General features: G+C 71.2%; 24 protein-coding genes. 12 read left to right on the forward strand and 12 right to left on the reverse strand.

The features are described 5' to 3' along the window. Window positions 1-51: 51 nt before the first annotated feature. From IE207_RS02635 to IE207_RS02655, 5 genes are all read right to left on the reverse strand, one after another. The gene (locus IE207_RS02635; protein ID WP_190182336.1) at window positions 52-1,170 is read right to left on the reverse strand and encodes a DUF475 domain-containing protein; all 1,119 of its coding nucleotides are present in this window, start codon (window positions 1,168-1,170) and stop codon (window positions 52-54) included. A 25-nt stretch (window positions 1,171-1,195) separates the two neighbouring features. Further along, complete coding sequence (locus IE207_RS02640) at window positions 1,196-1,771, reverse strand: TerD family protein (protein WP_136214178.1); 576 nt, start codon at window positions 1,769-1,771, stop codon at window positions 1,196-1,198. 208 nt (window positions 1,772-1,979) lie between these two features. Continuing rightward, a complete protein-coding gene (locus IE207_RS02645; protein WP_190182337.1) occupies window positions 1,980-2,555 on the reverse strand; it encodes a TerD family protein in 576 nt (191 codons plus the stop codon). Between the two features lie 128 nt (window positions 2,556-2,683). Then, on the reverse strand, window positions 2,684-3,142 hold the full coding sequence (locus IE207_RS02650) for a peroxiredoxin (RefSeq protein ID WP_190182760.1): 459 nt from the start codon (window positions 3,140-3,142) through the stop codon (window positions 2,684-2,686). 174 nt (window positions 3,143-3,316) lie between these two features. After that, window positions 3,317-3,742, reverse strand: coding sequence for a DUF3052 domain-containing protein (locus tag IE207_RS02655; RefSeq protein WP_030009300.1), 426 nt, complete (start codon window positions 3,740-3,742; stop codon window positions 3,317-3,319). A gap of 449 nt (window positions 3,743-4,191) precedes the next feature. Between IE207_RS02655 and aceE the strand changes: the two genes are divergently transcribed. Both aceE and IE207_RS02665 read left to right on the forward strand, forming a co-directional pair. Beyond that, on the forward strand, window positions 4,192-6,924 hold the full coding sequence (gene aceE, locus IE207_RS02660) for a pyruvate dehydrogenase (acetyl-transferring), homodimeric type (RefSeq protein ID WP_190182338.1): 2,733 nt from the start codon (window positions 4,192-4,194) through the stop codon (window positions 6,922-6,924). Window positions 6,925-6,994: 70 nt separating this feature from the next. Further along, window positions 6,995-7,843 carry a potassium channel family protein gene (locus IE207_RS02665; protein WP_190182339.1) on the forward strand — a complete coding sequence of 283 codons (849 nt, stop codon included), beginning with the start codon at window positions 6,995-6,997 and terminating at the stop codon, window positions 7,841-7,843. On the opposite strand, the gene IE207_RS02670 is transcribed toward IE207_RS02665, so the two are convergent. Both IE207_RS02670 and IE207_RS02675 read right to left on the reverse strand, forming a co-directional pair. Then, window positions 7,824-8,222: a peptidase inhibitor family I36 protein gene (locus IE207_RS02670; protein WP_190182340.1), complete on the reverse strand. Its 399-nt coding sequence runs from the start codon at window positions 8,220-8,222 to the stop codon at window positions 7,824-7,826. The two genes, IE207_RS02665 and IE207_RS02670, sit on opposite strands and share 20 nt — an antisense overlap. Window positions 8,223-8,423: 201 nt before the next feature. Then, window positions 8,424-10,031, reverse strand: a complete 1,608-nt coding sequence (locus IE207_RS02675) for an MFS transporter (RefSeq protein WP_190182341.1) — start codon at window positions 10,029-10,031, stop codon at window positions 8,424-8,426. Window positions 10,032-10,196: 165 nt separating this feature from the next. On the opposite strand from IE207_RS02675, the gene IE207_RS02680 reads away from it, so the two are divergent. The 3 genes from IE207_RS02680 to IE207_RS02690 all read left to right on the forward strand — a co-directional run bounded on the left by IE207_RS02680 (window position 10,197) and on the right by IE207_RS02690 (window position 13,174). After that, entirely contained in the window at window positions 10,197-10,850 is a 654-nt protein-coding gene (locus tag IE207_RS02680) for a TetR/AcrR family transcriptional regulator (RefSeq protein WP_190182342.1), read from the forward strand. A 270-nt stretch (window positions 10,851-11,120) separates the two neighbouring features. Beyond that, window positions 11,121-12,251, forward strand: coding sequence for an alpha/beta hydrolase (locus IE207_RS02685; RefSeq protein WP_190182761.1), 1,131 nt, complete (start codon window positions 11,121-11,123; stop codon window positions 12,249-12,251). Window positions 12,252-12,349: 98 nt separating this feature from the next. Beyond that, complete coding sequence (locus IE207_RS02690; protein ID WP_190182343.1) at window positions 12,350-13,174, forward strand: DUF4429 domain-containing protein; 825 nt, start codon at window positions 12,350-12,352, stop codon at window positions 13,172-13,174. A 204-nt stretch (window positions 13,175-13,378) separates the two neighbouring features. On the opposite strand, the gene IE207_RS02695 is transcribed toward IE207_RS02690, so the two are convergent. Then, window positions 13,379-14,401, reverse strand: a complete 1,023-nt coding sequence (locus IE207_RS02695; RefSeq protein ID WP_190182344.1) for an aldo/keto reductase — start codon at window positions 14,399-14,401, stop codon at window positions 13,379-13,381. After that, window positions 14,398-14,778: a MerR family transcriptional regulator gene (locus IE207_RS02700; protein ID WP_373304656.1), complete on the reverse strand. Its 381-nt coding sequence runs from the start codon at window positions 14,776-14,778 to the stop codon at window positions 14,398-14,400. The genes IE207_RS02695 and IE207_RS02700 overlap by 4 nt, the downstream gene beginning before the upstream one ends. A gap of 70 nt (window positions 14,779-14,848) precedes the next feature. Between IE207_RS02700 and IE207_RS02705 the strand changes: the two genes are divergently transcribed. Next, complete coding sequence (locus tag IE207_RS02705; RefSeq protein WP_190182762.1) at window positions 14,849-15,667, forward strand: serine hydrolase domain-containing protein; 819 nt, start codon at window positions 14,849-14,851, stop codon at window positions 15,665-15,667. A gap of 13 nt (window positions 15,668-15,680) precedes the next feature. On the opposite strand, the gene IE207_RS02710 is transcribed toward IE207_RS02705, so the two are convergent. After that, window positions 15,681-16,337: a pirin family protein gene (locus IE207_RS02710; RefSeq protein ID WP_190182346.1), complete on the reverse strand. Its 657-nt coding sequence runs from the start codon at window positions 16,335-16,337 to the stop codon at window positions 15,681-15,683. A 176-nt stretch (window positions 16,338-16,513) separates the two neighbouring features. Here IE207_RS02710 and IE207_RS02715 point away from each other — a divergent pair, with 176 nt between their 5' ends. From IE207_RS02715 to IE207_RS02735, 5 genes are all read left to right on the forward strand, one after another. Next, on the forward strand, window positions 16,514-17,683 hold the full coding sequence (locus IE207_RS02715) for a PucR family transcriptional regulator (protein WP_190182763.1): 1,170 nt from the start codon (window positions 16,514-16,516) through the stop codon (window positions 17,681-17,683). Window positions 17,684-17,772: 89 nt separating this feature from the next. Continuing rightward, on the forward strand, window positions 17,773-18,690 hold the full coding sequence (locus IE207_RS02720) for an ACP S-malonyltransferase (RefSeq protein WP_190182347.1): 918 nt from the start codon (window positions 17,773-17,775) through the stop codon (window positions 18,688-18,690). A 20-nt stretch (window positions 18,691-18,710) separates the two neighbouring features. After that, window positions 18,711-19,715, forward strand: a complete 1,005-nt coding sequence (locus IE207_RS02725) for a ketoacyl-ACP synthase III (RefSeq protein ID WP_190182348.1) — start codon at window positions 18,711-18,713, stop codon at window positions 19,713-19,715. Between the two features lie 56 nt (window positions 19,716-19,771). After that, the gene (locus IE207_RS02730) at window positions 19,772-20,020 is read left to right on the forward strand and encodes an acyl carrier protein (RefSeq protein ID WP_190182349.1); all 249 of its coding nucleotides are present in this window, start codon (window positions 19,772-19,774) and stop codon (window positions 20,018-20,020) included. Between the two features lie 79 nt (window positions 20,021-20,099). Then, complete coding sequence (locus IE207_RS02735; RefSeq protein ID WP_190182350.1) at window positions 20,100-21,389, forward strand: beta-ketoacyl-[acyl-carrier-protein] synthase family protein; 1,290 nt, start codon at window positions 20,100-20,102, stop codon at window positions 21,387-21,389. Window positions 21,390-21,458: 69 nt separating this feature from the next. Here the strand turns inward: IE207_RS02735 and IE207_RS02740 are convergent, their stop codons facing one another. Next, window positions 21,459-21,953, reverse strand: a complete 495-nt coding sequence (locus IE207_RS02740; RefSeq protein ID WP_190182351.1) for a DUF3145 domain-containing protein — start codon at window positions 21,951-21,953, stop codon at window positions 21,459-21,461. A 250-nt stretch (window positions 21,954-22,203) separates the two neighbouring features. Here IE207_RS02740 and IE207_RS02745 point away from each other — a divergent pair, with 250 nt between their 5' ends. Next, window positions 22,204-23,100, forward strand: coding sequence for an SGNH/GDSL hydrolase family protein (locus IE207_RS02745; RefSeq protein ID WP_190182352.1), 897 nt, complete (start codon window positions 22,204-22,206; stop codon window positions 23,098-23,100). A 79-nt stretch (window positions 23,101-23,179) separates the two neighbouring features. Here the strand turns inward: IE207_RS02745 and IE207_RS02750 are convergent, their stop codons facing one another. Further along, on the reverse strand, window positions 23,180-25,633 hold the full coding sequence (locus IE207_RS02750) for a beta-glucosidase family protein (protein ID WP_190182353.1): 2,454 nt from the start codon (window positions 25,631-25,633) through the stop codon (window positions 23,180-23,182). Window positions 25,634-25,735: the final 102 nt, after the last annotated feature.

Genomic DNA, 25,735 nt, shown 5'->3' on the forward strand with positions numbered 1-25,735 from the left:
GTGGATCCCCGGGCCGCCCCGCACTTGGAGCGTTCCGCATTCCCGCCGGGCTCATGCCTCGACGGGGACTCCTTCCAGTTCCGCCAGGCGCTTGTTGCGGCGCACGGAGGACCAGAAGGACCAGGCGATCAGCACGACGCCGACGAGGCCGGTGATGACCTCGTTGATCTCGTACTGGATGGTGACGAGCAGGATCACGGCGAGCGCGCCGATGGCGTAGTGCGCGCCGTGCTCCAGGTACACGTAGTCGTCGAGGGTGCCCTGGCGGACCAGGTAGACCGTCAGCGACCGGACGTACATGGCGCCGATGCCGAGGCCGAGGGCCATGAGCACGATGTCGTTGGTGATGGCGAAGGCGCCGATGACCCCGTCGAAGGAGAACGAGGCGTCGAGGACTTCCAGGTAGAGGAACATGAAGAACGCGGCCTTGCCCGCCATGACGACGGCGGGGACGGCGCTGCCGCTGCGCTTCGCTTCTTCCTCGGCCTCGTGTTCGGCCTCTTCGTCCTCTTCGAGCCTGTTCTCGAAGTAGCCGGAGAGACCGCCGACGATCATGTAGGTGATCAGACCGGCGATGCCGGCCACCAGGACCGTCTCCGCCTTGTCGACGTGGGCCCCGCCGTGCTGGTGGGCCCGGGTCGCGAAGGTCGCCGAGGTGATGAGCAGCGCGATCAGCGCGATGCACGCCGACAGCATGTCGATCTTCCCGAGCTTGGCCAGCGGACGCTCCAGCCAGGCGAGCCACTTGATGTCCCGGTCCTCGAAGATGAAGTCGAGGAAGATCATCAGCAGGAACATTCCGCCGAAGGCCGCGATCGCCGGGTGGGCGTCGGTGACCAGCTGCTGGTAGCGGTCCTTGTCGGTCAGGGCCAGGTTGACGGCTTCGATCGGGCCCAGACTCGCGGTGATCGCGACGATGACGACGGGGAACACCAGCCGCATGCCGAAGACCGCGATCAGAACGCCGACCGTGAGGAAGATCTTCTGCCAGAAGGCATTCATCTTCTTCAAGATGCCGGCGTTGACCACCGCGTTGTCGAAGGACAGCGAGATTTCGAGGATCGACAGGATCGCCACGATCCCAAAAGCGGTCCACCCCCCGTAGAACACCGCTGCGGCCAGACCGAGCGCAGTGATTGCGAACGACCAGCCGAAGGTTTTGAGAACCACTGGCACCCCATCGTCTTGTACGGCTTTACGAAACGTTGACCCCGAAGTCTAGAGCGATGCCCCTCAGGCCCGACGCGTACCCCTGTCCCACCGCCCTGAACTTCCATTCGCCGCCGTACCGGTAGACCTCGCCGAAGATCATCGCGGTTTCGCTGGAGGCGTCCTCGGTGAGGTCGTAGCGGGCCAGTTCCTGGCCGTCGGCCTGGTTCACGACGCGGATGAACGCATTGCTGACCTGGCCGAAGCTCTGCCGGCGGGCCTCCGCCTCGTGGATGGAGACGGGAAAGACGATCTTGTCGACCTCCACCGGCACCTTGGTGAGGTCGATGATGATCGACTCGTCGTCGCCCTCACCCTCGCCGGTGAGGTTGTCCCCCGTGTGTTCGACGGAGCCCTCGGGGCTCTTGAGGTTGTTGTAGAAGACGAAGTACGAATCGCCGAGCACCCGGCCGTCGCGGCACAGCAGCGCGCTGGCGTCGAGGTCGAAGTCGGCGCCCGTGGTCGAGCGCGCGTCCCATCCGAGACCGACCAGGACCCGGGTCAGGTTCGGTGCGGCCTTGGACAGGGAGACATTGCCCCCCTTGGCGAGTGTGACGCCCATGTTGTGGTCCTCCCCGGACGACGTGGTGATGGTGGTGCGGTGGTGCCGGTGCTGCGGTGGTGGTGCTGTCGTGCTGGTGCTGCCGTGCCGCCGGTAGAACCGGTGGTTCCGGTGGTGCCGGTAAAGCCGGTCCGGCGCCGTACACACAGTGCACGGCGCCGGACAGGAAGCGGCTGTGGGGTCACAGCCGGCTGGCTGAGGCCAGGACTCAGACGTTGACGCCGAAGTCCTGGGCGATGCCGCGCAGGCCCGAGGCGTAGCCCTGGCCGATGGCGCGGAACTTCCACTCCGCGCCGTTGCGGTAGAGCTCGCCGAAGACCATGGCGGTCTCCGTCGAGGCGTCCTCGGAGAGGTCGTAGCGGGCGAGCTCGCTGTTGTCGGCCTGGTTCACGACGCGGATGTAGGCGTTGCGGACCTGGCCGAAGCTCTGCTGACGGGTCTCGGCCTCGTAGATCGAGACCGGGAAAACGATCTTGGCCACATCGGCCGGGACGCCGGACAGGTTGACCTTGATGGCCTCGTCGTCGCCCTCGCCCTCACCGGTGGTGTTGTCGCCGGTGTGCTCGACCGAGCCGTCCGGGCTCTTCAGGTTGTTGAAGAACACGAAGTTCGAGTCGTTGGCGACCTTGCCCTGGTCATTGGTCAGGATCGCGCTGGCGTCGAGGTCGAAGTCGACACCGGTGGTGGTGCGAGCGTCCCAGCCCAGACCGACGATGACCGCCGTCAGGTTAGGCGCGGCCTTGGTCAGCGAGACGTTGCCGCCCTTGCTGAGGCTGACTCCCACGGGTCCTCCATTGGGTTTCGGTGTGGGGCTGAGCCCCTTCGTGCGGTTGCTCTCGGATCAACGTCCCGATCCTAGTGACGGGTTCCCGTCCGTCACCGGATTTCCCGCGGATCGGGCGACGTCCCCGCTCAGAGGCTGTCGAGGGCCTTGATGTACTCGTTCAGGTCACGCGCGTCGGGCAGTCCGTTGACGACGGTCCAGCGCACGACGCCGTCCTTGTCGATGATGAAGGTGCCGCGGACCGCGCAGCCCTTGTCCTCGTCGAAGACGCCGTAGGCGCGGGAGGTCTCGCCGTGCGGCCAGAAGTCGGAGAGCAGCGGGTACTCCAGGTTCTCCTGCTCCCCGAAGACCCGGAGGGTGGGTACCGAGTCGTTGGAGACGGCGAGGAGCTGGACCTCGTCGTTCTGGAAGCGGGGGAGCTGGTCGCGCAGCTCGCACAGCTCACCGGTGCAGACGCCGGTGAAGGCGAACGGGTAGAAGAGCAGTACGACGGCCTTCTCCCCCCGGAAGTCGGAGAGCCGCACGGTGGCGCCGTGGTTGTCCTTGAGCTCGAAATCCGGGGCCTTGCTGCCGACCTCGATCGCCATCTGTCGCATCCCTTCGTTCCTGCATTCCTGCGTGGGGCTGTTCGGGTGCGGCCAGCCTATGGGGTAGCGCCCGCGGGAGGGGAACGCGCGTACGCCCGGCGGAAAGCGCACACCCCGCCGACCGGGGTGATTCCGGTCGGCGGGGTGTGTCCCGCTCGGCTGCGGGGGCGCGGCTCAGCGCTTGGCCTTGGCGGCCTTCGGCGTCACCAGCTTGGTGGAGGTCCACTCCTTGCCGACGGGCAGGCCCTTGGCGAGGGAGAGGCCGGCCGTCTCGGCCGCCTCGCTGATGTCGCTGGCCTCGACGTAGCCGTCCCGGCCCGTCTTGGGGGTCAGCAGCAGGATCAGTGCGCCGTCCTCGACCAGCTCGGTCGCATCGACCAGGGCGTCCGTCAGATCGCCGTCCTCGTCGCGGAACCACAACAGCACCGCGTCGGCGACGTCGTCGTAGTCCTCGTCGGCGAGCTCGCTGACGAGCTTCTCGACGGCGTCACGGAATTCCTGATCGACGTCGTCGTCGTAGCCGATCTCCTGGACCACCTGTTCGGACTGGAAACCCAGCCGGGCGGCCAGGCTCTCCGCGTGGTCCGCGGTCGCGCTCACGGGGTGCCTCCTGCTCATGTTCGGTGAATGTCTTTCGGCGGCGCGCGTACGCGCAGCATTGGGCGTAGTCCACACGGGCGCGGCGGATCGCGCAAGTACCCGGCCGCCGAGACCGTCGAAACGGTGACGATTGCGGCCGTCTCGCCGCAACTTTGAGCCTGCCCGTACGGGCCTGTGGTGATTCATCCCACACCATTCCGCCTCATTCGGCATCGCTCGGGACTTCCCACCTGTTTGAGGGACGAACGGCCTTACGAAGGGGTTGATCGACATGGGCGTAAGGTGGCGGTCCGGCTGGACCCGCTCGGACGAACCCCGCGCCCGCTCCACCGGCGGTGCCCGGACTTTCCAGGGGTTACCCGGTGGTAGAGGTGAAGATTTCGACCGAGCGTAAGACCATGGGAGGCGGCGACCCCAAGGCACGACTCCCCCGACAGCGAAGGAACAGCGTGGCTTCCGCATCCGATCGCAATCCGATCATTATTGGCGGCCTGCCGAGCCAGGTCCCGGACTTCGATCCGGAAGAGACGCAGGAGTGGCTCGACTCCCTTGACGCGGCCGTTGACGAGCGCGGCCGTGAACGTGCCCGTTACCTCATGCTGCGGCTGATCGAGCGGGCCCGCGAGAAGCGCGTGGCCGTGCCCGAGATGCGCAGCACGGACTACGTCAACACGATCGCCACCAAGGACGAGCCCTTCTTCCCCGGCAACGAGGAGATCGAGCGCAAGGTCCTCAACGCGACCCGGTGGAACGCCGCCGTCATGGTCTCGCGCGCGCAGCGTCCCGGAATCGGCGTCGGCGGCCACATCGCGACCTTCGCCTCCTCCGCCTCCCTCTACGACGTGGGCTTCAACCACTTCTTCCGCGGCAAGGACGAGGGCGACGGCGGCGACCAGATCTTCTTCCAGGGCCACGCCTCCCCCGGCATCTACGCCCGCGCCTACCTCCTGGACCGGCTCTCCGAGCAGCAGCTCGACGCGTTCCGGCAGGAGAAGTCGAAGGCCCCGTACGGGCTGTCCAGCTACCCGCACCCGCGGCTGATGCCGGACTTCTGGGAGTTCCCGACCGTATCGATGGGCCTCGGCCCCCTCGGTGCGATCTACCAGGCGCGGATGAACCGGTACATGGAGGCGCGCGGGATCGCGGACACCTCCAAGTCCCACGTTTGGGCGTACCTCGGTGACGGCGAGATGGACGAACCGGAGTCGCTGGGCCAGCTGTCCATCGCGGCGCGCGAGGGTCTGGACAACCTGACGTTCGTCGTCAACTGCAACCTCCAGCGCCTCGACGGCCCGGTCCGCGGCAACGGGAAGATCATCCAGGAGCTGGAGTCGATCTTCCGGGGCGCCGGCTGGAACGTCATCAAGCTGATCTGGGACCGTTCCTGGGACCCGCTGCTGGCCCAGGACCGCGACGGCATCCTGGTCAACAAGATGAACTCCACCCCCGACGGGCAGTTCCAGACGTACGCCACCGAGTCCGGCGCGTACATCCGTGAGCACTTCTTCGGCGGTGACCAGCGGCTGCGCGCGATGGTCGAGAACATGTCCGACCAGCAGATCCAGCACCTCGGGCGCGGCGGCCACGACCACAAGAAGGTCTACGCGGCGTACGCGGCGGCCAAGGCCCACAAGGGCCAGCCGACGGTGATCCTCGCCCAGACGGTCAAGGGCTGGACGCTGGGCCCGAACTTCGAGGGCCGCAACGCGACGCACCAGATGAAGAAGCTGACGGTCGACGACCTCAAGCGCTTCCGCGACCGCCTGCACATCCCGATCACGGACGCGCAGCTGGAGAGCGGCGCCCCGCCGTACTACCACCCGGGCCGCAACTCCCCCGAGATCCAGTACATGCACGACCAGCGCAACGCCCACGGCGGCTACGTGCCGACCCGCGTGGTGCGCGCGAAGCCGCTCCAGCTGCCCGACGACTCGGCGTACGCGACGGCCAAGAAGGGCTCGGGCCACCAGTCGATCGCGACGACCATGGCGTTCGTGCGCATCTTGAAGGACCTGATGCGGGACAAGGAGATCGGCAAGCGCTTCGTGCTGATCGCGCCCGACGAGTACCGCACCTTCGGCATGGACGCCTTCTTCCCGAGCGCCAAGATCTACAACCCGCTGGGGCAGCAGTACGAGGCGGTCGACCGCGAGCTGCTGCTCGCGTACAAGGAGTCGCCGACCGGCCAGATGCTGCACGACGGCATCTCCGAGGCCGGCTGCACGGCCTCGCTGATCGCGGCGGGTTCGGCGTACGCGACGCACGGCGAGCCGCTGATCCCGGTCTACGTCTTCTACTCGATGTTCGGTTTCCAGCGCACCGGTGACCAGTTCTGGCAGATGGCCGACCAGTTGGCGCGCGGTTTCGTCCTCGGTGCGACGGCCGGACGGACCACCCTCACGGGTGAGGGCCTCCAGCACGCCGACGGTCACTCCCAGCTGCTGGCGTCGACCAACCCGGGCTGCGTGGCGTACGACCCGGCGTACGGGTACGAGATCGCGCACATCGTCAAGGACGGCCTGCGGCGCATGTACGGCGCCGACGCGGAGGACGTCTTCTACTACCTGACCGTCTACAACGAGCCGATCCAGCACCCGGCCGAGCCGGCCGACGTCGACGTCGACGGCATCCTCAAGGGCATCCACCGGGTGTCGGCGGGCTCCGAGGGCGCCGTCGGGGCGCAGATCATGGCCTCCGGCGTCGCCGTGCCGTGGGCGCTGGAGGCGCAGCGGATCCTGGCCGCGGAGTGGAACGTGAAGGCGGACGTCTGGTCGGCGACCTCCTGGAACGAGCTGCGCCGCGAGGCGGTGGAGGTGGAGGAGCACAACCTGCTCCACCCGGAGGAGGAGCAGCGCGTCCCGTACGTGACGCGCAAGCTCTCTGGCTCCGAGGGGCCGTTCGTGGCGGTCTCGGACTGGATGCGGTCGGTGCCGGACCAGATCTCGCGCTGGGTCCCCGGCCCCTACACCTCGCTCGGCGCCGACGGGTTCGGTTTCGCGGACACCCGTGGCGCGGCCCGCCGGTTCTTCCACATCGACGCGCAGTCGGTGGTGCTGGCCGTGCTGACCGAGCTCGCCAAGGCGGGCAGGATCGACCGCTCGGTGCTCAAGCAGGCGATCGACCGGTACCAGCTGCTGGACGTATCGGCGGCCGACCCGGGCGCGGCGGGCGGCGACGCGTAGGGCTCACCCTTCCGAGGGGGCGTTGGGACGACTGTCCCAACGCCCCTTACTCGTTCTTTACTATGCGGGCATGAAGGAACCCTCCCGCCAGGCCCGGTGGGAGCGGCGGAGCCAGACCCCGCTGCTCGTGCTCGCCGTGGCGTTCGCCGTCGCTTATGCCGTGCCGATCGTGGCGCCGGACGCGAGCCCGGCGGTGCACCGGGCGTGCACGCACGCCGAGTGGGTGGTGTGGGGTGCCTTCGCCGCCGACTACCTGGTCCGGCTGAGCCTCTCGCCTTCGCGGAAGGCGTTCGTACGGGGCCACTGGCTGGACCTGGTGGCGGTGCTGGTGCCGATGATCCAGCCGTTGCGGCTGCTGCGGCTCGTGTCGACGCTGCTGCTGGTGGGCCGGCGCGCCCGGATGGCGCCGCAGGTCCGGCTGACCACGTACGTGGCGGGCGCGGTGGTGGGGCTGCTGATGTTCGGCTCGCTCGCGGTGCTGAGCGTGGAGCGGGACGCACCCGGCGGGAACATCAAGAGCCTCGGGGACGCGCTGTGGTGGTCGGTGACCACGATGACGACGGTCGGGTACGGGGACCACTCCCCCACCACCGGGCTGGGGCGGCTGCTGGCGGTGGGGCTGATGCTGTCGGGCATCGCGCTGCTGGGTGTGGTCACCGCCAACATCGCCGCCTGGTTCATCTCCCGCTTCGAACGCGACGACCAGGTGGAGCGGGCGCAGACCGCCGCGATCGCCGAACTGGCGCGGGAGGTACGGGCGCTGCGCGCCGAGGTCGCCCGGCTGGGCGGCGCGGCGGCGCCGGGCCCGGCCCCGGGGCCGGACGGCGCCCCGGCGCGGGAGGACCGCGCCGGGGCCCCGGGCGGGGCGGCGGACCAGGAGGTCCGGCCCGCGGCTCCCGTCAGCGCTCCCAGACCTTGAACGCCCGCACCTGGTAGGGCGACTGCGGCAGCCAGACGCCGTCACCCGGGTAGGTCTGGAACTCCCCCGTCTCCTGGCACTCGGCCGACTGGTACGTGGTCACCGGGCGGCCGGTCCGGTTGGTGAGGGCCTGGGCGCTGGTCCCGGCGGGCAGCGCGGTGCAGCTGTTGATGTCGAGGGTGCTGAGCTCGTAGGTGTGCCGGGTGCCCTTGAAGTCCGGCTTCGCCCACAGGCACAACTGCCCGGTGGCGCAGGCTCCGAGCGTCGGTGGCCCGGCCGCGGCGTGTGCGGGGCCGGCGGTGCCCGGGACGAGGGCGGCCGCGGCCAGGGCGACGGCGGCGAGGAAGGTACTGGGCTGCACAGGGGTACTCGTACGCATGACGGATCGACTCCTCGGGTGGACGACGCGGGCCCCGGACCGTTTCGAGGCCCCGACGACCCCCACGCTGACCTGCGGTGACGTGCGTACGGAAGGGGCCGCGGGCGGGTCCACCCTGATAGGCGACAGCCCCGCCGGAACCGTTCGGCGGGGCTGTCGTACCTGCGGGGTTGACGCCTGTGCGGCGTGCCGGCGGGCGGTTCAGACGTGGGCCGCGCCCGCCCCCGCGGCGGCGTTCTCGCCGCGCTTGGTGAACCCGGCCACGACCGCGGCGAGCACCGCGACCACGCCCGCGACGGTGAAGGCCGTACTCATGCCCGAGACGAAGGTGTCGTGGGCGACCGTGGTGACCGCCTGCACGATCTGGGGCGGGGCGCCCGGCGGGACGGGCGCGATGCCGACCTGCACGCCCTTCTCGGCGAGGTCGAGCTGCTCGGGGCTGAGCGGCGGCAGCTGCGCGCGCTGCCAGTTGTCCCCGAACGAGTCTCGGACGGTGCCCGCCATGACGGCGCCGAGCACGGCGGTGCCGAGGCTGCCGCCCACCTGCATGGCCGCCTGCTGGAGCCCGCCGGCGACGCCGGACAGCTCCAGCGGGGCGTTGCCGACGATGACCTCGGTGGCGCCGACCATGACGGGAGCGAGGCCGAGGCCGAGGAGGGCGAACCAGAGCGACATCACGAGGGTGCCGGTGCCCGGGGTCAGGCGGGCCATCCCGAAGCAGGCCGCCGCGGTGGCGACCATGCCGGCGACGAGCGGCATCCGCGGCCCGATCCTGGTGATCGCCGCGCCCGCCAGCGGCGAGCCGATGATCATCATGCCGGTGAGCGGCAGCAGGTGCAGGCCGCTGTCGACCGGGCTCATGCCATGGACGTTCTGCAGGTAGAAGGTGACGAAGAACAGGCCGCCCATGAAGGCGAAGGCCATCAGCACCATCAGCACGGTGCCGGCGGACAGCGGCAGCGAACGGAACATCCCGAGCGGGATGAGCGGTTCGGCGACCCGGGTCTCCCAGAAGGCGAAGAGCGCGAAGCAGATGACCGAGACGCCGAGGAAGACCAGGGTCTTGGTGTCTCCCCAGCCCCACTCGGCAGCCTTGATCAGGGCCCAGATCAGGGAGAACATCGCGCCGGACAGCAGCAGGATGCCCAGCAGGTCGAAGGAGCGCGGCGCGTTCTCGGCCCGGTGGTCGAGGAGGATGAACAGGCCGAACCCGAGCGCGATGATCCCGACGGGCACGTTGATGAAGAAGACGGACTGCCAGCTGACGTGCTCGACGAGCAGGCCGCCGACGATGGGCCCCGCGGCGGTCGAGGCGCCGATCACCATGCCCCAGATGCCGATGGCCATGTTCAGCTTCTCGGCGGGGAAGGTGGCGCGCAGCAGGCCGAGCGCGGCGGGCATCAGCAGGGCGCCGAAGAGGCCCTGGGCGACGCGGAAGCCGATGACGAGCTCGACGCCGTCGGACAGTCCGATGACCGCCGAGGAGAGCGCGAAGCCCGCGATGCCTATGAGGAAGGTCTGCCGGTGACCGAAGCGGTCACCGAGCTTGCCCGCGGTGATGAGGGAGACGGCGAGGGCCAGGAGGTAGCCGTTGGTGATCCACTGCACCTCGGCGAGGGTGGCGCCGAGGTCCTTCTGGATGGCGGGGTTGGCGACCGCGACGATCGTGCCGTCCAGGGTCACCATCATCACGCCGATCGCCACGGCGAAGAGGGTGAGCCACGGATGGCCGCGCAATCCCGAACCCGACGGCGCCGGGCCGGACTTCTCCAGGGTCACCCGGCCGTCGGCGGTGATCTGACTAGTCATGCGAACAGGCTAGTGACAGCGACTGACACTTCACAAACGGCTTAACGGGACAGTCGCTGTCAGGTGGGTCACAGGTACCCTGACCGCTCACTCAGCGTCAGAACAGACCATCGGCACGGCCCGGCACCACGGCCGACAGCAGCACCGGAAGGGGACCCCGCGGTGATGACCGAACACCGGCCCGGGCCGGCCGTTCCGGCGGGCGGACTGCGCGAACGCAAGAAGCAGCGCACCAGGGACGCACTGCTGCGCGCGGCTCTCCTCCTGTTCCTTTCACAGGGGTACGACAAGACGACGGTCGACGAGATCACCGATGTCGTGCAGGTCTCCCAGCGGACCTTCTTCCGCTACTTCGCCAACAAGGAAGAGGTCGCCTTCGCGGTCCAGGACCTGGTCGAGTCGCACTTCGTGGCGGCGCTGCGGGCACGGCCGGCCTCCGAGGGGCCCCTGACCGCGATGCGCAACGCGGTGCTCGTCGCCTGGGACACCGTCGACGAGGCGATCTCCGACGTCGTACCCGTTGACCTCTACATGCGCGGCTACCAGCTCATCGAGTCGACCCCGGCGCTGCTCGCCGTACACCTGAGGCGCTCCACCGAGCTGGAGGAGCGCATCGCCCGGCTGGTCGCCGACCGCGAGGGCCTGGACGTGGACGCCGACCCGCGGCCGCGGGTCGCGGTGGCCGCCTTCTCCGGAGTCATGCGGGTCACCGGACGGCTGTGGGGGCAGGGCCAGGACACCAGCGTGGCGGCGATCCGGCGGATGACCGAGGCCTACCTCGACCAGATCGGCCCGGCGCTGGCGGCGGACTGGCGCTGAGCGGGGGCGTGGGCGCGGGGCGCCGCCGGTCCCACACGTGTGCGTCGGGGTACCCGGCCGGGCGCGGCGGGGAGGGCCGTAGCCGACCGTGACGGCGTGACTGCCTGTGACACGGTCGGCGGTGAGACCCGTCACCCGGCGCGCCAGGGACTCGAGCGGTCTCCTAGGCTGGTTCCAGTGAACCTGCCCGGCTCCGCCCACCACACCGCCGGCGCCACAGCGCCCCCCGCCGCACTGCGCACCCTGCTCGCGCTCGCGGTCGTCCTCGTCATGCTGGTCATCACCGGCTGGACCTCCGTTCACCGGCCCGAGGCGGGCATCTCGCCGCGGGCCGCCGCCCTCTCCGCCTGGGCGCTGGCCCGGATCGACGGCCGGGCCCTGCCCGCCGCCGACGCCCCCGCAGCCGCGGTCGCGCGCTTCTTCGCCGGGCTGGACGGAGCCCAGCGGGCCCGGCTCGCCGACGGCTACCCGCTGGTCGTCGGCAACCTCGACGGTGTGCCCGCCACCACCCGCTACCGGGCCAACCTGCACTCCCTGGAGCAGGCCCGGCGCGTGGAGGAGGCCCGCAGCCGGGACGTGTCCCTGACCCCGGCCGACCGTGCCACCGCGCTGCGGCGCGCGCACCGCCTGGAATCGCTCGCCGAACCGGGACGGCAGGTCCTGCTGTTCGATCCGACCGGCGACGGACTCGTCGCGGAGGTCTTCGGCGACCTCGACCGGGCCGGCCGGGTCTCGGTGGTCGTGCCCGGCGTCGACACCGATCTGCTCACCTTCGAGCGGACGCAGCGCAGCCTGACCGCGCCGGCCGGCATGGCGCAGTCCCTCTACGAGGCCGAACGCGCGAGCGCGCCGGACAGCAGCACCGCGGTCATCGCCTGGGCCGGGTACACGGCGCCGACCGGCGTCGGCATGGACGCCGCCACCGGCAAGCTCGCGGTGGAGGGCTCCGTACGGTTGCGGGCGCTGGCCACCGCCCTGCCGGGACGGTCCAGCGTGGCGTTGTTCTGCCACAGCTACGGGTCGGTGGTGTGCGGGGTCGCGGCCCACGAGCTGCCGGCGCGGGTGACGGACGTGGTGGTGGCGGGCAGCCCCGGGATGCGCGTGTCGAACGCCGCCGAGCTGCACACGCCGGCCCGGGTGTGGGCGATGCGGGACTCCGGGGACTGGATCGCGGACGTGCCGCACCTGGAACTGGGCGGCCTGGGCCACGGGGCGGACCCCGTGTCGCCGGGATTCGGGGCACGGCTGCTGTCCTCGGCGGGGGCGCGGAACCACACCGGCTATTTCGAGCCAGGGACCGCTTCGTTGGACAACTTCGCGAAGATCGGAACCGGCGCGTTCGGTTCCGTTGTGTGCGTGACCGGGGACGACGCGTGCCGACGTGGAGTTTCCGAGGACTGAGGGGCGCTCAGGGCTCCCGGAGGGACGCCGGGCGGACCGGAGAACCGTCTCTGCGGTGAAGGGGACGAGCAGGGGTACGTCCCTTTACCATGTGCCGTATGGGGGACGTACTGGCCGGAAACCATGCTGTCTGGGAGTTCGACTCCGACTCGGTGATCATTCGTTTCGCGCGGGGGCTGCGGACGCCGCGGCTCTGGCATGCCCTGAGGGAACGCCGGATCCCGCTGGAGGCGCTGTCGGAGGTGACCCTGACCGGGGGCAAACGGGACACCGTGGTGCTGCGCGCGGTGCCGCGGGCGGGGGCGGATCCGTTGATGGAGGCCGCCGCCGGACAGCTCAAGGAGAGCTGCGACCCGTACCGCCTGGTGCTGCCGGCCGAGTCGGCCGCACGGGCGACGGCGCTGACGGAAGACGTACGGGGACGGCTCGGGCCGGCGACGGCGGCGGAGCGCTTCCTGGTCCGCGTCCCCGAGGTGACGGCCCACCTCAAGGCGTACGACGCGCGCGTCGGCTTCGACGGGACGGCCGTCACCTTCCACTGGTCGCGCACGGGAGCCAGCAGCGCGAAGTGGAAGGCGGGCGACCAGCGGTATCCGCTGGCGGCGGTGACGGGGGTGGCGTGGCGCTCGCCGGAGGGGCCGGAGGGCCATCTGCGACTGCGGCTGCGGGACGCCGCCGGCGGTGACGCCCCGCCCGACCACGACCTGGCGGCGGCCGTGTTCGGGGTGGGGTACGGGGCGGTGCACGAGTCACTGCCGTTCGCGGCGGCCGTGTTGGCGGCGGTGCGGGGACGGCGGCTGCCGGTGGCGACGGCCTCGCCGAAGGGGGCCGGCGGGGACCGTCTGCACCACCTGCGCGAGCTGCACAGCGCGGGGCTGCTCACGGACGCCGAGTACTCGGCCCTGCGCGACCGGCTCGGCTAGGCCGCCCGCGGCGCCGCCGCGCGAGCGCCCCCGGCAGCGCCGGGCTTCCCGGGGCTCCGCCCCAGACCCCGCGCCCCAATCGCCGGCGGGGCTGGAATGGGATGAGCTCGTGCGGGCCGGCCCCACCGGGCTGAGCTCGTGCGGGCCGGCCCCACCGGGCTGAGCTCGTGCGGGCCGGCCCCCGCGGGGCTGGAATTGTGCGGGTTACGCCTCGCGGGCCGCCGAGGTGGAGGACATGTCCGGGTAGCGGTCGCCGCTGACCTGGGTGGCGATCGGCTCCAGCTGGGCCAGCTCCGCCTCCGTCAGGGTGATCCGCGTCGCCGCCGCGTTCTCCGCGAGGCGCCCCGGCTTGCGGGTCCCCGGGATCGGCACCACCGTCAGGCCGTGCACCTGCGCCCGCTGCTGCACCCACGCCAGCGCGATCTGCGCCGCCGTCGCCCCGTGCGCGGCCGCGATCTCCCGCACCGGCGCCAGCAGCGCCGCGTTCGCCTTCGCGTTGTCGCCCGTGAACCGCGGCTGGAACTTCCGGAAGTCCCCTTCGGACAGCTCCACCGACGCGTCCGCGAACGCGCCCGTCAGGAAACCGCGCCCCAGCGGGGAGTACGGCACGAACGCCACCCCCAGCTCCGCCGCCGCGCCCACCGCGCTGCGCTCCACGTCCCGGCTGAACAGCGACCACTCCGACTGGAGCGCCGCGATCGGGTGCACCGCGTGCGCCTCGCGCAACTCAGCGCCGGTGACCTCGCTCAGGCCCAGGTGGCGCACCTTGCCCTCCCGCACGAGCTCGGCCATCGCGCCCACCGACTCGGCGAACGGCACGGCCGGGTCGCGCCGGTGCATGTAGTAGAGGTCGATCACGTCGGTGCCGAGCCGCCGCAGGCTGTCCTCGACGGCCTGCCTGATGTAGGCGCGGTCGTTGCGGATGCCGCGGTACTGCGGGTCGTCGGAGCGCTCTATGGCGAACTTCGTCGCGAGGGTGATCTCGTCCCGGTGCGCCGCCACGAACGGCGCGAGGAACTCCTCGTTCGCCCCGCGCCCGTACACGTCCGCGGTGTCGAAGAGCGTGACACCCGCGGCCAGCGCCGCGTCCAGGGTCTGGCGGGCCGCCGTCTCGTCCGTGTCCCCGTAGAACTCGCTCATGCCCATGCAGCCGAGGCCCTGGACACCGACCAGGGGGCCGCCCTTGCCGAGTTCGACCTGCTTGATCCTCGTCGTGCTCTGCGTCATTGACGTACAGCCTTCCCCGCGTAGTGTTCGATCTTGTAGTCCAGTACGGCGAGCGCGTCCGTCATCTCCGAGATCCGCGCCCGCACCTCGCGGCGCGTCCGCTCCAGCAGCTCCCGCCGCTGGTCGACGGTGTGCTCCCCCTCCCGGACGAGCTCCGCGTACCGCACCATGTCCGCCACCGACATCCCGGTGGTGCGCAGCTTGCCCACGAAGGCCAGCCAGTCGAGGTCCTTGTCGCTGAACCGCCGCTGCCCCGAGTGGGAGCGGTCCACGTGCGGCATCAGGCCGATCCGTTCGTACCAGCGCAAGGTGTGCTGGGTCAGACCGGTCCGGGACTCGACTTCGCTGATCGTGTACCGCGTCTGCGTCAGGCTCATGGCGTCCACGCTAAAACCTTGGAGTGCACTCCAAGCAAGTAGGCTCGGCCGCATGGAGAGCCCGGAGACCTTGCAGACCCTGCGGACCATCGAGAGCTGGCCGGTGCCGACCGCCGCGGCGGCCGTCGTGCGCGCCGACGGGAGCGTCGCCGGCTCCCACGGGCCCGTGGACCACCGCTTCCCCCTGGCCTCGGTCACCAAGCCGCTCACCGCCTACGCCGCCCTCGTCGCGTACGAGGAAGGCGCGGTCGAACTGGACGAGCCGGCCGGACCCGAGGGTTCCACGGTCCGTCACCTGCTCGCCCACACCAGCGGTCTCGCGTTCGACGAGCACCGTGTGATGGGCGCGCCCGGGCAGCGCAGGCTGTACTCCAACGCGGGTTTCGAGGTGCTCGGCGACCACATCGCCAAGGCCACCGGCATCCCCTTCGCCGAGTACCTGCACCAGGCCGTCTTCGAGCCACTGGGCATGGCGTCGACCTCCCTGGACGGTTCCCCGGCCAAGGACGGCGTCTCGACCGTCTCCGACCTGGTGCGGTTCGCCGCGGAGCTCCAGGCGCCCCGGCTGCTCGACGTCCGGACCGTCGCCGAGGCCACCTCGGTCGTGCACCCGGGCCTCAAGGGCGTCCTGCCGGGCTACGGGCACCAGTCCCCCAACGACTGGGGGCTCGGCCTGGAGATCCGCGACGGCAAGTCCCCGCACTGGACGGGCACCACGTCCTCGCCGCGCACCTTCGGGCACTTCGGCCAGTCCGGCACCTTCCTGTGGGTGGACCCGGACGCGCGCGCCGCGTGCGTGGCGCTGACCGACCGCGCCTTCGGCCCGTGGGCCGTGGAGGCCTGGACCCCGTTCACCGACGCGGTCCTCGCGGAACTCCGCGGGCGCTAGCCGCCGGACCGGCTCAGGGCAGTTCCCAGATCAGCAGCTCGCCCGGGGAGCCGGCGATGATCCGCAGCTCCGGCTCGCCGGTGATCCGCGCCGAGTCGCCGGGGCCGAGTTCCTCGCCGTCCAGGCGCAGGTCACCCCGTACGACGTGCAGGTAGACCCGCGGCGCCGCCGGTACGGTGATCCGCTCGCCCGCGCCGGGCCGCCGCACGCGCAGGACGGCGCCGGCGGCGGGGATCTCGTAGGGCTCCCCGTCCGCGAGGCCCCGGACGAGCCGGTACGAGGGCTCACCGCCCGCCGTGAGCGGGGCGATCCAGGTCTGGACGAAGCGCAGCGGGACGGGGCCGTCGTTGCGCTCGATGTGCCGCGCGCCCGACCCGGCGGAGAAGTGCTGCACGTCGCCGGAGCCGACCTGGCCGGTGTGGCCGGTGGTGCTGTCCTTGTGCGTGAGCTCCCCCTCCACCACCCAGGTGACGATCTCGGTCTGGCTGTGCGGGTGCTCGTCGAAGCCGGAGCCGGGCCGGAGGGACTCCTCGTTGCAGGCCAGCAGGGGCCCGAAGCGGATGTTGTCCGGGTCGTAGAAGGTCCCGAAGGAGAAGGCGTGCCGGGTGGTGATCCCGGCGGCCGGGTTTCCGCCCTCGTACCGGTCTGCTGCGCGGCGTACGTCAATCATGGTGGCCACCGTAGACCCCGGGACGCGTCCTTCCGGGACGGGTGCGGCGGGTCCGGCGGGACGGGTGGCCGCGGACCCGGCTCCGCTCCGGCTCACCGATAAGGCAGTCTTGTCCCGTGCCCCAACCCGAACGTGAGCATTCCCCCGAGTCCGGCCCGGCGCGTCCCGCGCACGCCGTGCAACCCGCGCACCCGCATCCCGCGACGCTGCGCCGGCTGGAGAAGTCCGCCGGCCGGCTCTCGGCGAACGCGATCGCGCGCATGGACGAGACCCTGCCGTGGTACCGGGCGATGCCGCCGGAGAACCGGTCGTGGATCGGCCTGGTCGCCCAGGCCGGCATCGCCGCGTTCACGGAGTGGTTCCGGCACCCGGAGACCCCGCAGGCGATCTCCACGGACGTGTTCGGCACGGCTCCGCGCGAGCTGACCCGGGCGATCACCCTGCGCCAGACGGTGGAGATGGTCCGCACGACGATCGAGGTCATGGAGACCGCGATCGACGAGGTGGCGGCCCCGGGCGACGAGTCGGTGCTGCGCGAGGCGCTGCTCGTGTACGCACGCGAGATCGCCTTCGCGACCGCCCAGGTGTACGCCCAGGCGGCCGAGGCGCGCGGGGCGTGGGACGCCCGTCTGGAGTCCCTGGTCGTCAACGCGGTGCTGTCGGGCGAGGCGGACGAGGGCGCGCTGTCGCGGGCGGCGGCGCTCGGCTGGAATTCGCCGGAGCACGTCTGCGTCGTCCTGGGCACCGCCCCGGACGGGGACAGCGAGCTGACGGTCGAGGCGATCCGGCGCGCGGCCCGTCACCACAAGCTCCAGGTGCTGACGGGGGTGCTGGGTGACCGGCTCGTGGTCATCGCGGGCGGCAGCGACAACCCGTTGCAGGTGGCGAAGTCGCTGATCGGCCCGTTCGCGGCCGGTCCGGTGGTGGCCGGGCCCGTGGTCGCGGACCTGCTGAACGCGACGAAGTCCGCCCAGGCCGCGGCGGCCGGGCTGAAGGCCTGCACGGCCTGGCAGGACGCCCCGCGTCCGGTGCTGGCGGACGACCTGCTTCCCGAGCGCGCGATCGCGGCGGATCCCTCGGCGCGCGAGCAGCTGGTGGAGGAGATCTACAGACCGCTGGAGGAGGCGGGCTCGGCGCTGCTGGAGACGCTGAGCGTCTACCTGGAGCAGGCGAGCAGTCTGGAGGGGGCGGCGCGGATGCTGTTCGTGCATCCCAACACGGTGCGCTACCGGCTCCGACGTGTGACCGACGTCACCGGCTGGTCGCCCTCCGATGTCCGTTCCGCGTTCACGCTCCGGATCGCCCTGATCCTCGGGCGTCTGGCCGACGGCGATCCCCAGTCCTAGACTTTTGTCGGACATCAACAATTACCCCGACGGTTCTTCGTCCCTGTCCCCACGGGCGGCGGGGGCCGCATACAAGAGAGAGTGTGAGGGTGCTCGTACTCGTCGCTCCAGGCCAAGGCGCTCAGACGCCCGGCTTCCTGACTCCTTGGCTCGAACTCCCCGGCGCCGCCGAACGCGTCGCGGGGTGGTCCGACGCCCTCGGGCTCGACCTCGCCCACTACGGCACGAAGGCCGACGCGGACGAGATCCGTGACACGGCCGTGGCCCAGCCCCTGCTGGTCGCGGCGGGTCTGCTGTCCGCTTCGGCGCTGGGTTCCCCCTCGGCCTTCGGCGCGGTCGCCGGTCACAGCGTCGGTGAGATCACCGCCGCCGCGTACGCTGGTGTGCTGAGCGAGGCCGACGCGCTGTCGTTCGTCCGCACCCGGGGCCTGGCCATGGCCGAGGCCGCGGCCGTCACCCCGACGGGCATGGCCGCGGTGCTGGGGGGCGACCGTGACGTGGTCGTGGGGCACCTGGAGAAGCTGGGGCTCGCCCCGGCCAACATCAACGGCGCGGGCCAGATCGTGGCGGCCGGTACCCTGGAGCAGATCGCCGCTCTGGAGGCCGACAAGCCCGAAGGCTCCATGAAGGTCGTCGCCCTCAAGGTCGCGGGCGCCTTCCACACGCACCACATGGCCCCGGCGGTCGCCACCCTGGAGGAGGCCGCGCAGGCCCTCTCCCCGGCGGACCCGGCGCTGACGTACGTGTCGAACAAGGACGGCGGGGTCGTCACCTCGGGCGCCGATGTCGTCGCCCGCCTGGTCGGCCAGGTCGCCCATCCGGTCCGCTGGGACCTGTGCATGGAGACGTTCGCCGAGCTGGGCGTCACCGGGATCATCGAGCTGTGCCCCGGCGGGACCCTGACGGGTCTGGCCAAGCGCGCGCTCAAGGGCGTTCCGAGCGTCGCCCTCAAGACCCCGGACGATCTCCAGAAGGCCGCGGAGCTCCTCGCCGAGCACGCGGCCTGAGAGAAGGAGCCCACCTCAGCATGTCGAAGATCAAGCCTGCCAAGGGCTCCCCGTACGCCCGCATCCTCGGTGTCGGCGGTTACCGCCCGACCCGTGTGGTGCCCAACGAGGTCATCCTGGAGACGATCGACTCGTCCGACGAGTGGATCCGTTCCCGCTCGGGGATCGCGACCCGGCACTGGGCCTCGCCCGCGGAGACCGTCGCCGCGATGTCGGTGGAGGCCTCGGGCAAGGCGCTGGCCGACGCCGGTGTCTCGCCCGAGCAGATCGGCGCCGTGATCGTCTCCACGGTCTCGCACTTCAAGCAGACGCCGGCCGTCGCGACGGAGATCGCGCACCGGGTCGGTGCGGTCAAGCCGGCCGCGTTCGACATCTCCGCGGGTTGCGCCGGGTTCGGTTACGGCCTGACGCTGGCCAAGGGCATGGTGGTCGAGGGGTCGGCGCAGTACGTCCTCGTCATCGGCGTCGAGCGGCTGTCGGACCTGACCGACCTGGAGGACCGCGCGACGGCCTTCCTGTTCGGTGACGGCGCCGGCGCCGTGGTCGTCGGTCCTTCGGACGAGCCGGCCATCGGCCCCACGGTGTGGGGTTCCGAGGGCGACAAGTCCGAGACGATCAAGCAGACCGTGCCGTGGGACGAGTACCTCGGCAAGGGTGGCGGGGAGAAGTTCCCGGCCATCACCCAGGAGGGCCAGGCGGTCTTCCGCTGGGCCGTCTTCGAGATGGCCAAGGTGGCCCAGCAGGCGCTCGACGCGGCCGGGATCACCGCCGCTGACCTGGACGTCTTCATTCCGCACCAGGCCAACATGCGGATCATCGACTCGATGGTGAAGACTCTCAAGCTGCCGGAGCACGTCACGGTCGCCCGTGACGTGGAAACCACCGGCAACACGTCGGCCGCCTCGATTCCGCTCGCCATGGAGCGGCTCCTGGCGACCGGAGCGGCGAAGAGCGGCGACACCGCGCTCGTCATCGGCTTCGGGGCGGGGCTCGTGTACGCCGCGACGGTCGTTACCCTCCCCTAGGGCCGGGATCGTTTTTCCCTCCCTGATCATTCAATTAGCTAGAGAAGGAGCGCCACATGGCCGCCACCCAGGAAGAGATCGTCGAAGGCCTCGCGGAGATCGTCAACGAGATCGCGGGCATCCCGGTCGAGGACGTCGAGGTCGGCAAGTCCTTCACCGATGACCTGGACGTCGACTCGCTGTCCATGGTCGAGGTCGTCGTCGCCGCCGAAGAGCGCTTCGACGTCAAGATCCCGGACGAGGACGTCAAGAACCTCAAGACGGTCGGCGACGCCGCGGACTACATCCTCAAGCACCAGGGCTGAGCCTGACGAGCGTTTGTCGCCACCTGGCGGTGGCGCCGTGACAATTCAGCACCCTCTGAGACGTGGAGAAAGAATTCCTGTGAGCCCGACCAATCGCACCGTGGTCGTCACCGGTATCGGCGCAACCACTCCGCTGGGTGGCGACAGCGCTTCGACCTGGGAAGGTCTGCTTGCCGGCCGTTCCGGCGTCAAGCCCCTGGAGGGCGAACGTTTCGCCGAACTCCCGGTCCGCATCGCCGCTCAGGCCGCCGTGGATCCCGGCGAAGTCCTGCCGAGGCCGCTGGCCCGCAAGCTCGACCGTTCGGCGCAGTTCGCGCTGATCGCGGCCCGTGAGGCCTGGGCCGACGCGGGCTACACCGCCCCGGCCGGCACGGTGGCATCAGCCGCTGACGCGGCGGGCGCCTCCGTCGTCCCCGAGCGCCTGGGCACCGTGATCGCCTCCGGTATCGGCGGCGTCACCACCCTGCTCGACCAGTACGACGTACTGAAGGAAAAGGGCGTGCGCCGGGTCTCCCCGCACACCGTCCCCATGCTCATGCCGAACGGCCCGTCGGCCAACGTCGGCCTCGAGGTCAACGCCCGCGCCGGTGTGCACACCCCGGTCAGCGCGTGTGCGTCGGGCGCCGAGGCGATCGGCTACGCCGTCGAGATGATCCGTACCGGCCGTGCCGACGTGGTCGTCGCCGGTGGCACCGAGGCGGCCATCCACCCGCTGCCGATCGCCGCGTTCGCCAACATGATGGCGATGTCCAAGAACAACGAGGACCCGACCGGGGCCTCCCGCCCGTACGACAAGGGCCGTGACGGCTTCGTCCTCGGCGAGGGCGCGGGTGTCGTGGTCCTCGAGTCCGCCGAGCACGCCGCCGCGCGCGGCGCCCGGGTCTACTGCGAGGTACTGGGGCAGGGCCTGTCCGCGGACAGCCACCACATCGCCCAGCCGGAGCCCACGGGCCGCGGTGTCGCGGCCGCCGTGCAGAACCTGCTCGACAACACCGGTCTCGACCCGGCCGAGCTGGTGCACCTGAACGCGCACGCCACGTCCACCCCGCAGGGTGACACGGCCGAGCTCAAGGCGCTGCGCCAGGTCCTGGGCGACGACCTCGACCACATCGCGATCTCGGCGACGAAGTCGATGACCGGTCACCTGCTGGGCGGCGCGGGCGGCATCGAGACGGTCGCGACGGTACTGGCCCTGTACCACCGCATCGCCCCGCCGACGATCAACGTCCACGAACTGGACGACGACATCGACGCGGACATCGTCCGCGGCGAGCCGCGCAAGCTGCCGGTGGACGGTCCGATCTCGGCGATCAACAACTCGTTCGGTTTCGGCGGCCACAACGTGACCCTGGCGTTCCGCACGGTCTGATACCCCGTCCGACGTCGAAGGGCCCGCCCGGCACTGCCGGGCGGGCCCTTCCGCATGACCGGGTGCCGCTCAGACCACCTGGTGGAGCCAGCGGACGGGGGCGCCCTCGCCCGCGTAGCGGAAGGGCTCCAGTTCGTCGTCCCAGGGCTTGCCGAGCAGCGTCGAGATCTCCGTCTCCAGGTCGCTCTCTCCCCGCGCGGACCGGGCGAGGGCGGCGCGCAGCCGGTCCTCGGGGATCAGGATGTCGCCGTGCAGCCCGGTGACGGCGTGGAAGATGCCCAGCTCAGGGGTCGAGCTGTAGCGCTCGCCCTCGGCCGTCGGGCAGGGCTCGGCCGTCACTTCGAAGCGCAGCAGGTGCCAGCCGCGCAGCGCGGAGGCGAGTTTCGAGGCGGTGCCCGCTTCCGCCTGCCAGGAGAATTCGGATCTCCAGGTGCCGGGGGAGGCGGGCTGCCTGATCCAGTCGAGGTTCACCCGCACCCCGAGAACGCCCCCAACAGCCCATTCCACGTGCGGGCAGAGCGCGCGCGGCGCGGAATGCACGTACAGAACTCCACGTGTCGTCACCGGGACCTCCAGTGTGGGACGAGGTCGGGAATAAACTCCAGAAAACGGACAGTATGTGACGAGATGTAATGTAACGGAAATGATCTGACATTGCGTCGCGGGACCTGCGGCCGAAACGCCACGGGAAAAAGCTACCGTGCGCCAGGGGTCCTGGTGTGACGTACGGTCGCTCAGAACCCCGTGGACACAGAGCATTCACTCAGCAGGACGCCCCCGAACGACGGGGTGCGACGAGGGAGGGACCACCCCGATGGGCACCACCGCTGCGCGCCGGCGCACCCGCAGGACCCTCGCGGCGGCGGTCGCGACGGCCGCCCTGCTGGCAGGGGGCGCGACGGCCTGCGATTCCGGCGGAGCGGGCACCGGGGGCGGCCGGGGGGCGCAGGCCGGACCGCACTGGAACACCGCCCCGAAGTCCATCGCCGCCGTGGGTGACTCCATCACCCGCGGGTTCGATGCCTGTTCGGTACTGGCGGACTGCCCGGAGGTCTCGTGGGCGACCGGGGCCGACCCCGAGGTCGGCTCCCTCGCCACCCGGCTGCTCGGGCAGGCCGACGCACCCGCGAACAGCTGGAACTACGCCGTGACGGGGTCCCGGATGGCGGACCTGGCGGCGCAGCTGGCCTCGGCGGCCGAGCACAAGCCCGACCTGGTCACGGTGATGGTCGGCTCGAACGACGCCTGTCGGCCCACGACTTCCTCGATGACCTCGGTCGCCGCCTTCAAGGACGGCTTCGAGAAGGCCCTCGCAGGTCTGCGGGCCGCGTCCCCCTCGACCCAGGTGTACGTCTCCTCCGTGCCGGACCTGCAGCGCCTGTGGGAGCAGGGCAAGGACGCCCCGATGGTGCGGCAGGTCTGGAAGCTCGGCATCTGCCAGTCGATGCTGGCCGAGCCCCTGTCCTCCACGCAGGAGGCCAAGACGCGGCGCGAACGGGTCCGGGCCCGCGTGGTGGAGTACAACGAGGTGCTGCGCAGCGTCTGCGCGAAGGACCCGCTGTGCCGCTACGACGGCGGCGCCGTGTTCCAGTACCCCTTCGGGACGGAGCAGTTGAGCCGCTGGGACTGGTTCCACCCGGGCAAGGCCGGTCAGGCGCGGCTCGCGGAACTCGCGCACCGGCAGGTGACGGCGCCCGAGCTGCCGCGCTGAGCCCGCCGGCTTCACCGGAAGGACCGGTGGGGGCCGTCAGGTGCCTCCACCGGTCCGGTTCAGGGGTGATTTCCGGCCATTACACCTGCAAGGTGGCCGTCAGCCGCGTGTCGCCGTGCGCGTGGCTCGCGCGGACCTCGTAGTCGCCGCCGACCCGGCGCCAGGAGCCCGCCGTCTCGTCCCAGACCTCGAAGGCCCGGCCGGGCAGGGTGATCTCCGCTTCGACGCTCTCGCCGGGGCCCGCCGCGACCGGGGCGAAGCCCGCCAGCCAGCTCGCCGGGCGCTCCGCGTCATCGGCGAGCGGCGCCAGGTAGACCTGGACGACCTCCCGGCCCGGCCGGGCGCCCGTGTTGGTGAGCCGTACCCGCGCCACGGATCCGGTGACCTCGAGCGACTCGTACGCCCATTCGGTGTAGCCGAGGCCGTGCCCGAACGGGTAGGCGGGGGCCACGCCCCGGGCCTCGTACGCCCGGTGCCCGATGAGGAGCCCCTCGCGGTACTCCAGCCGCCCCCCGGCGGGGACGACCTCGGTCACGGGCGCGTCGGCGAACGCGGCGGGCCAGGTGGTGGGCATTCGGCCGCCCGGCTCGGTCTCCCCGAGGAGGACGTCGGCCAGCGCTGCGCCGCCCTCCTGCCCGGGGAACCAGGCCAGCAGCACGGCGGCGACGTCATCGCGCCAGGGCAGTTCCACCGGGGAGCCGGCGTTGACGACGACCACGGTGTTCGGGTTCACGGCGGCGACGGCCCGGACCAGGTCGTCCTGACGCCCCGGCAGCCTCAGGTCCTTGCGGTCGAAGCCCTCGGACTCCACGCGCTCGGTGGTGGCGACGACGACCACGGCGGTGTCGGCGGCCCGGGCGGCCTCCACGGCCTCGGCGATCAGCTCCTCCGCTTCCCGCCGGGGCCCCAGGTGGAGCAGCGAGAACATGATCGCCTTGAGCGGCAGGGCGCTCACGTCCGGAACCTGGAAGGTCAAGGACACCTCGACGGGCTCGCCCTCCGTCAAGGTGGTGCGGGCTCGTTCGCTGGGGGCGCCGAAGAAGGCCTCGAAGGGGTCGGCCTCCTCGCCCATCCGCTGGACGCCCTCCCAGAGCGTGCGTCCGTCCACGGCGAGGGTGAAGGCGCCGAGCCCCCGGGTGCCGAAGGCGTGGTCGCCGCTCTCGCGCGGCAGGAACGTGCCGGTGACCTCGATGCTCGCCATCGTCTCGTAGGTGGCGCCGGCGGGCAGGTCCTCGCCGATCCACTGCACCTGGCCGGACGGCAGACTCCCCTCACCGAGGACGGCGCCGGAGGCGTCGCGGCAGATCGCGCGGAGCTCGAAGCCCTTGTCGGCGGGGACCAGTTCCTCGCTCGGGTCGGCGCCGACGCTGAACGTGAGCGACCCAGCGGGGAGCACGGCGCCGAGGCCGTCGAGCGGGGAGACGACCCGCTCGGGAAAGACCGTCGCGGAACCGCCGCCGAGGACCCGGGCGTCACGGGCGGCGGCGCCGATCAGGGCCACCGTGCGGCCGGGCGCGGTGTCGAGCGGCAGAGCGGGCCGCCCGCCGGGCACGGCCCCGTTGCGTACGAGGACGAAGCCGCGGGCGGCGATCTCCCGGGCCAGCGCCTTGCCGTCGATCCCGGCCGGGGGGTCGGTGACGACGGCGGGCGCGCCTTCCAGGGCGCCGACGCGGGCTGCGAGGCGCAGGACGTTGCGCACGGCACCGTCCACCGCCTCCTGCGGGACCTCCCCGGCGCGGACGGCTTCGGCGAGGGCGCTGCCGTAGACGGTCCGGGGGCCGGGCATGGCCACGTCGAGGCCGCCGAGGAGGGCGCCGGCGGTGGAGCGGGCGGCCATCCAGTCGGAGACGTTGTACCCGTCGAAGCCCCACTCGGCGCGCAGCACGTCGTTGACGAGGTGCCGGTGCTCGGTCATCGACGTGCCGTTGACCTGGTTGTAGGCGGTCATGATGCCCCAGGGGCGGGCGTTCTTGACGATGGCCTCGAAGGGCGCCAGGTACAGCTCGCGCAGGGTGCGCGGGGCGATGACGTTGTCCACGGTGAAGCGGTCGGTCTCGGCGTCGTTGCCGACGAAGTGCTTGACGGTGGTGGCGACGCCGCCGTCCTGCACGCCGCTGACGTAGCCGCTACCGATGGCGCCGGTGAGGTACGGGTCCTCGGAGTAGCACTCGAAGTGCCGGCCGCCGAGCGGGGAGCGGTGCAGGTTGACGGTCGGGGCGAGGAGCACGTGGACGCCCTTGCGGCGCGCTTCCTGGGCGAGGAGCCGGCCGGCCCGGCGGGCGAGGGCGGGGTCCCAGGCGGCGGCGAGCGCGGTCGGGGAGGGCAGGGCGATGGACGGGTCGTCGGCGGTCCAGCGCACGCCGCGCACGCCGATGGGTCCGTCGGACATGACCAGGGAGGCCAGCCCGATCCCGGGTACGGCGGGCAGTGACCACATGTCCTGGCCGGCCAGCAGTCGGGTCTTGGTGTCGAGGTCCAGCTTGTCGAGCGCGGCCTCTACGGCGTCTTCGCGGGCCTGATCGGCATCGGTCACGGCCGTGCCTCCTCGTCGGGGTGGGTGCGGTGTGCGGTGTGCGGTGCGGTGCGGTGCGGTGCGGTGCGGTGCGGTGCGCCCATCGTGGACCCGCTTCCTGTA

Origin of the sequence: Streptomyces cirratus (assembly GCF_014650775.1) — a bacterium.
In the GTDB taxonomy this organism is placed as follows: Bacteria; Actinomycetota; Actinomycetes; order Streptomycetales; family Streptomycetaceae; genus Streptomyces; species Streptomyces cirratus.

Coding starts and splice junctions, on each gene's coding strand:
- IE207_RS02640 (WP_136214178.1), bottom strand. CDS start 1,771: ATGGGCGTCACACTCGCCAAGGGGGGCAATGTCTCCCTGTCCAAGGCC.
- IE207_RS02650 (WP_190182760.1), bottom strand. CDS start 3,142: ATGGCGATCGAGGTCGGCAGCAAGGCCCCGGATTTCGAGCTCAAGGAC.
- IE207_RS02665 (WP_190182339.1), top strand. CDS start 6,995: ATGAAGGAACCCTCCCGCCAGGCCCGGTGGGAGCGGCGGAGCCAGACC.
- IE207_RS02670 (WP_190182340.1), bottom strand. CDS start 8,222: ATGCGTACGAGTACCCCTGTGCAGCCCAGTACCTTCCTCGCCGCCGTC.
- IE207_RS02675 (WP_190182341.1), bottom strand. CDS start 10,031: ATGACTAGTCAGATCACCGCCGACGGCCGGGTGACCCTGGAGAAGTCC.
- IE207_RS02680 (WP_190182342.1), top strand. CDS start 10,197: ATGACCGAACACCGGCCCGGGCCGGCCGTTCCGGCGGGCGGACTGCGC.
- IE207_RS02685 (WP_190182761.1), top strand. CDS start 11,121: ATGCTGGTCATCACCGGCTGGACCTCCGTTCACCGGCCCGAGGCGGGC.
- IE207_RS02690 (WP_190182343.1), top strand. CDS start 12,350: ATGGGGGACGTACTGGCCGGAAACCATGCTGTCTGGGAGTTCGACTCC.
- IE207_RS02695 (WP_190182344.1), bottom strand. CDS start 14,401: ATGACGCAGAGCACGACGAGGATCAAGCAGGTCGAACTCGGCAAGGGC.
- IE207_RS02700 (WP_373304656.1), bottom strand. CDS start 14,778: ATGAGCCTGACGCAGACGCGGTACACGATCAGCGAAGTCGAGTCCCGG.
- IE207_RS02710 (WP_190182346.1), bottom strand. CDS start 16,337: ATGATTGACGTACGCCGCGCAGCAGACCGGTACGAGGGCGGAAACCCG.
- IE207_RS02725 (WP_190182348.1), top strand. CDS start 18,711: ATGTCGAAGATCAAGCCTGCCAAGGGCTCCCCGTACGCCCGCATCCTC.
- IE207_RS02730 (WP_190182349.1), top strand. CDS start 19,772: ATGGCCGCCACCCAGGAAGAGATCGTCGAAGGCCTCGCGGAGATCGTC.
- IE207_RS02745 (WP_190182352.1), top strand. CDS start 22,204: ATGGGCACCACCGCTGCGCGCCGGCGCACCCGCAGGACCCTCGCGGCG.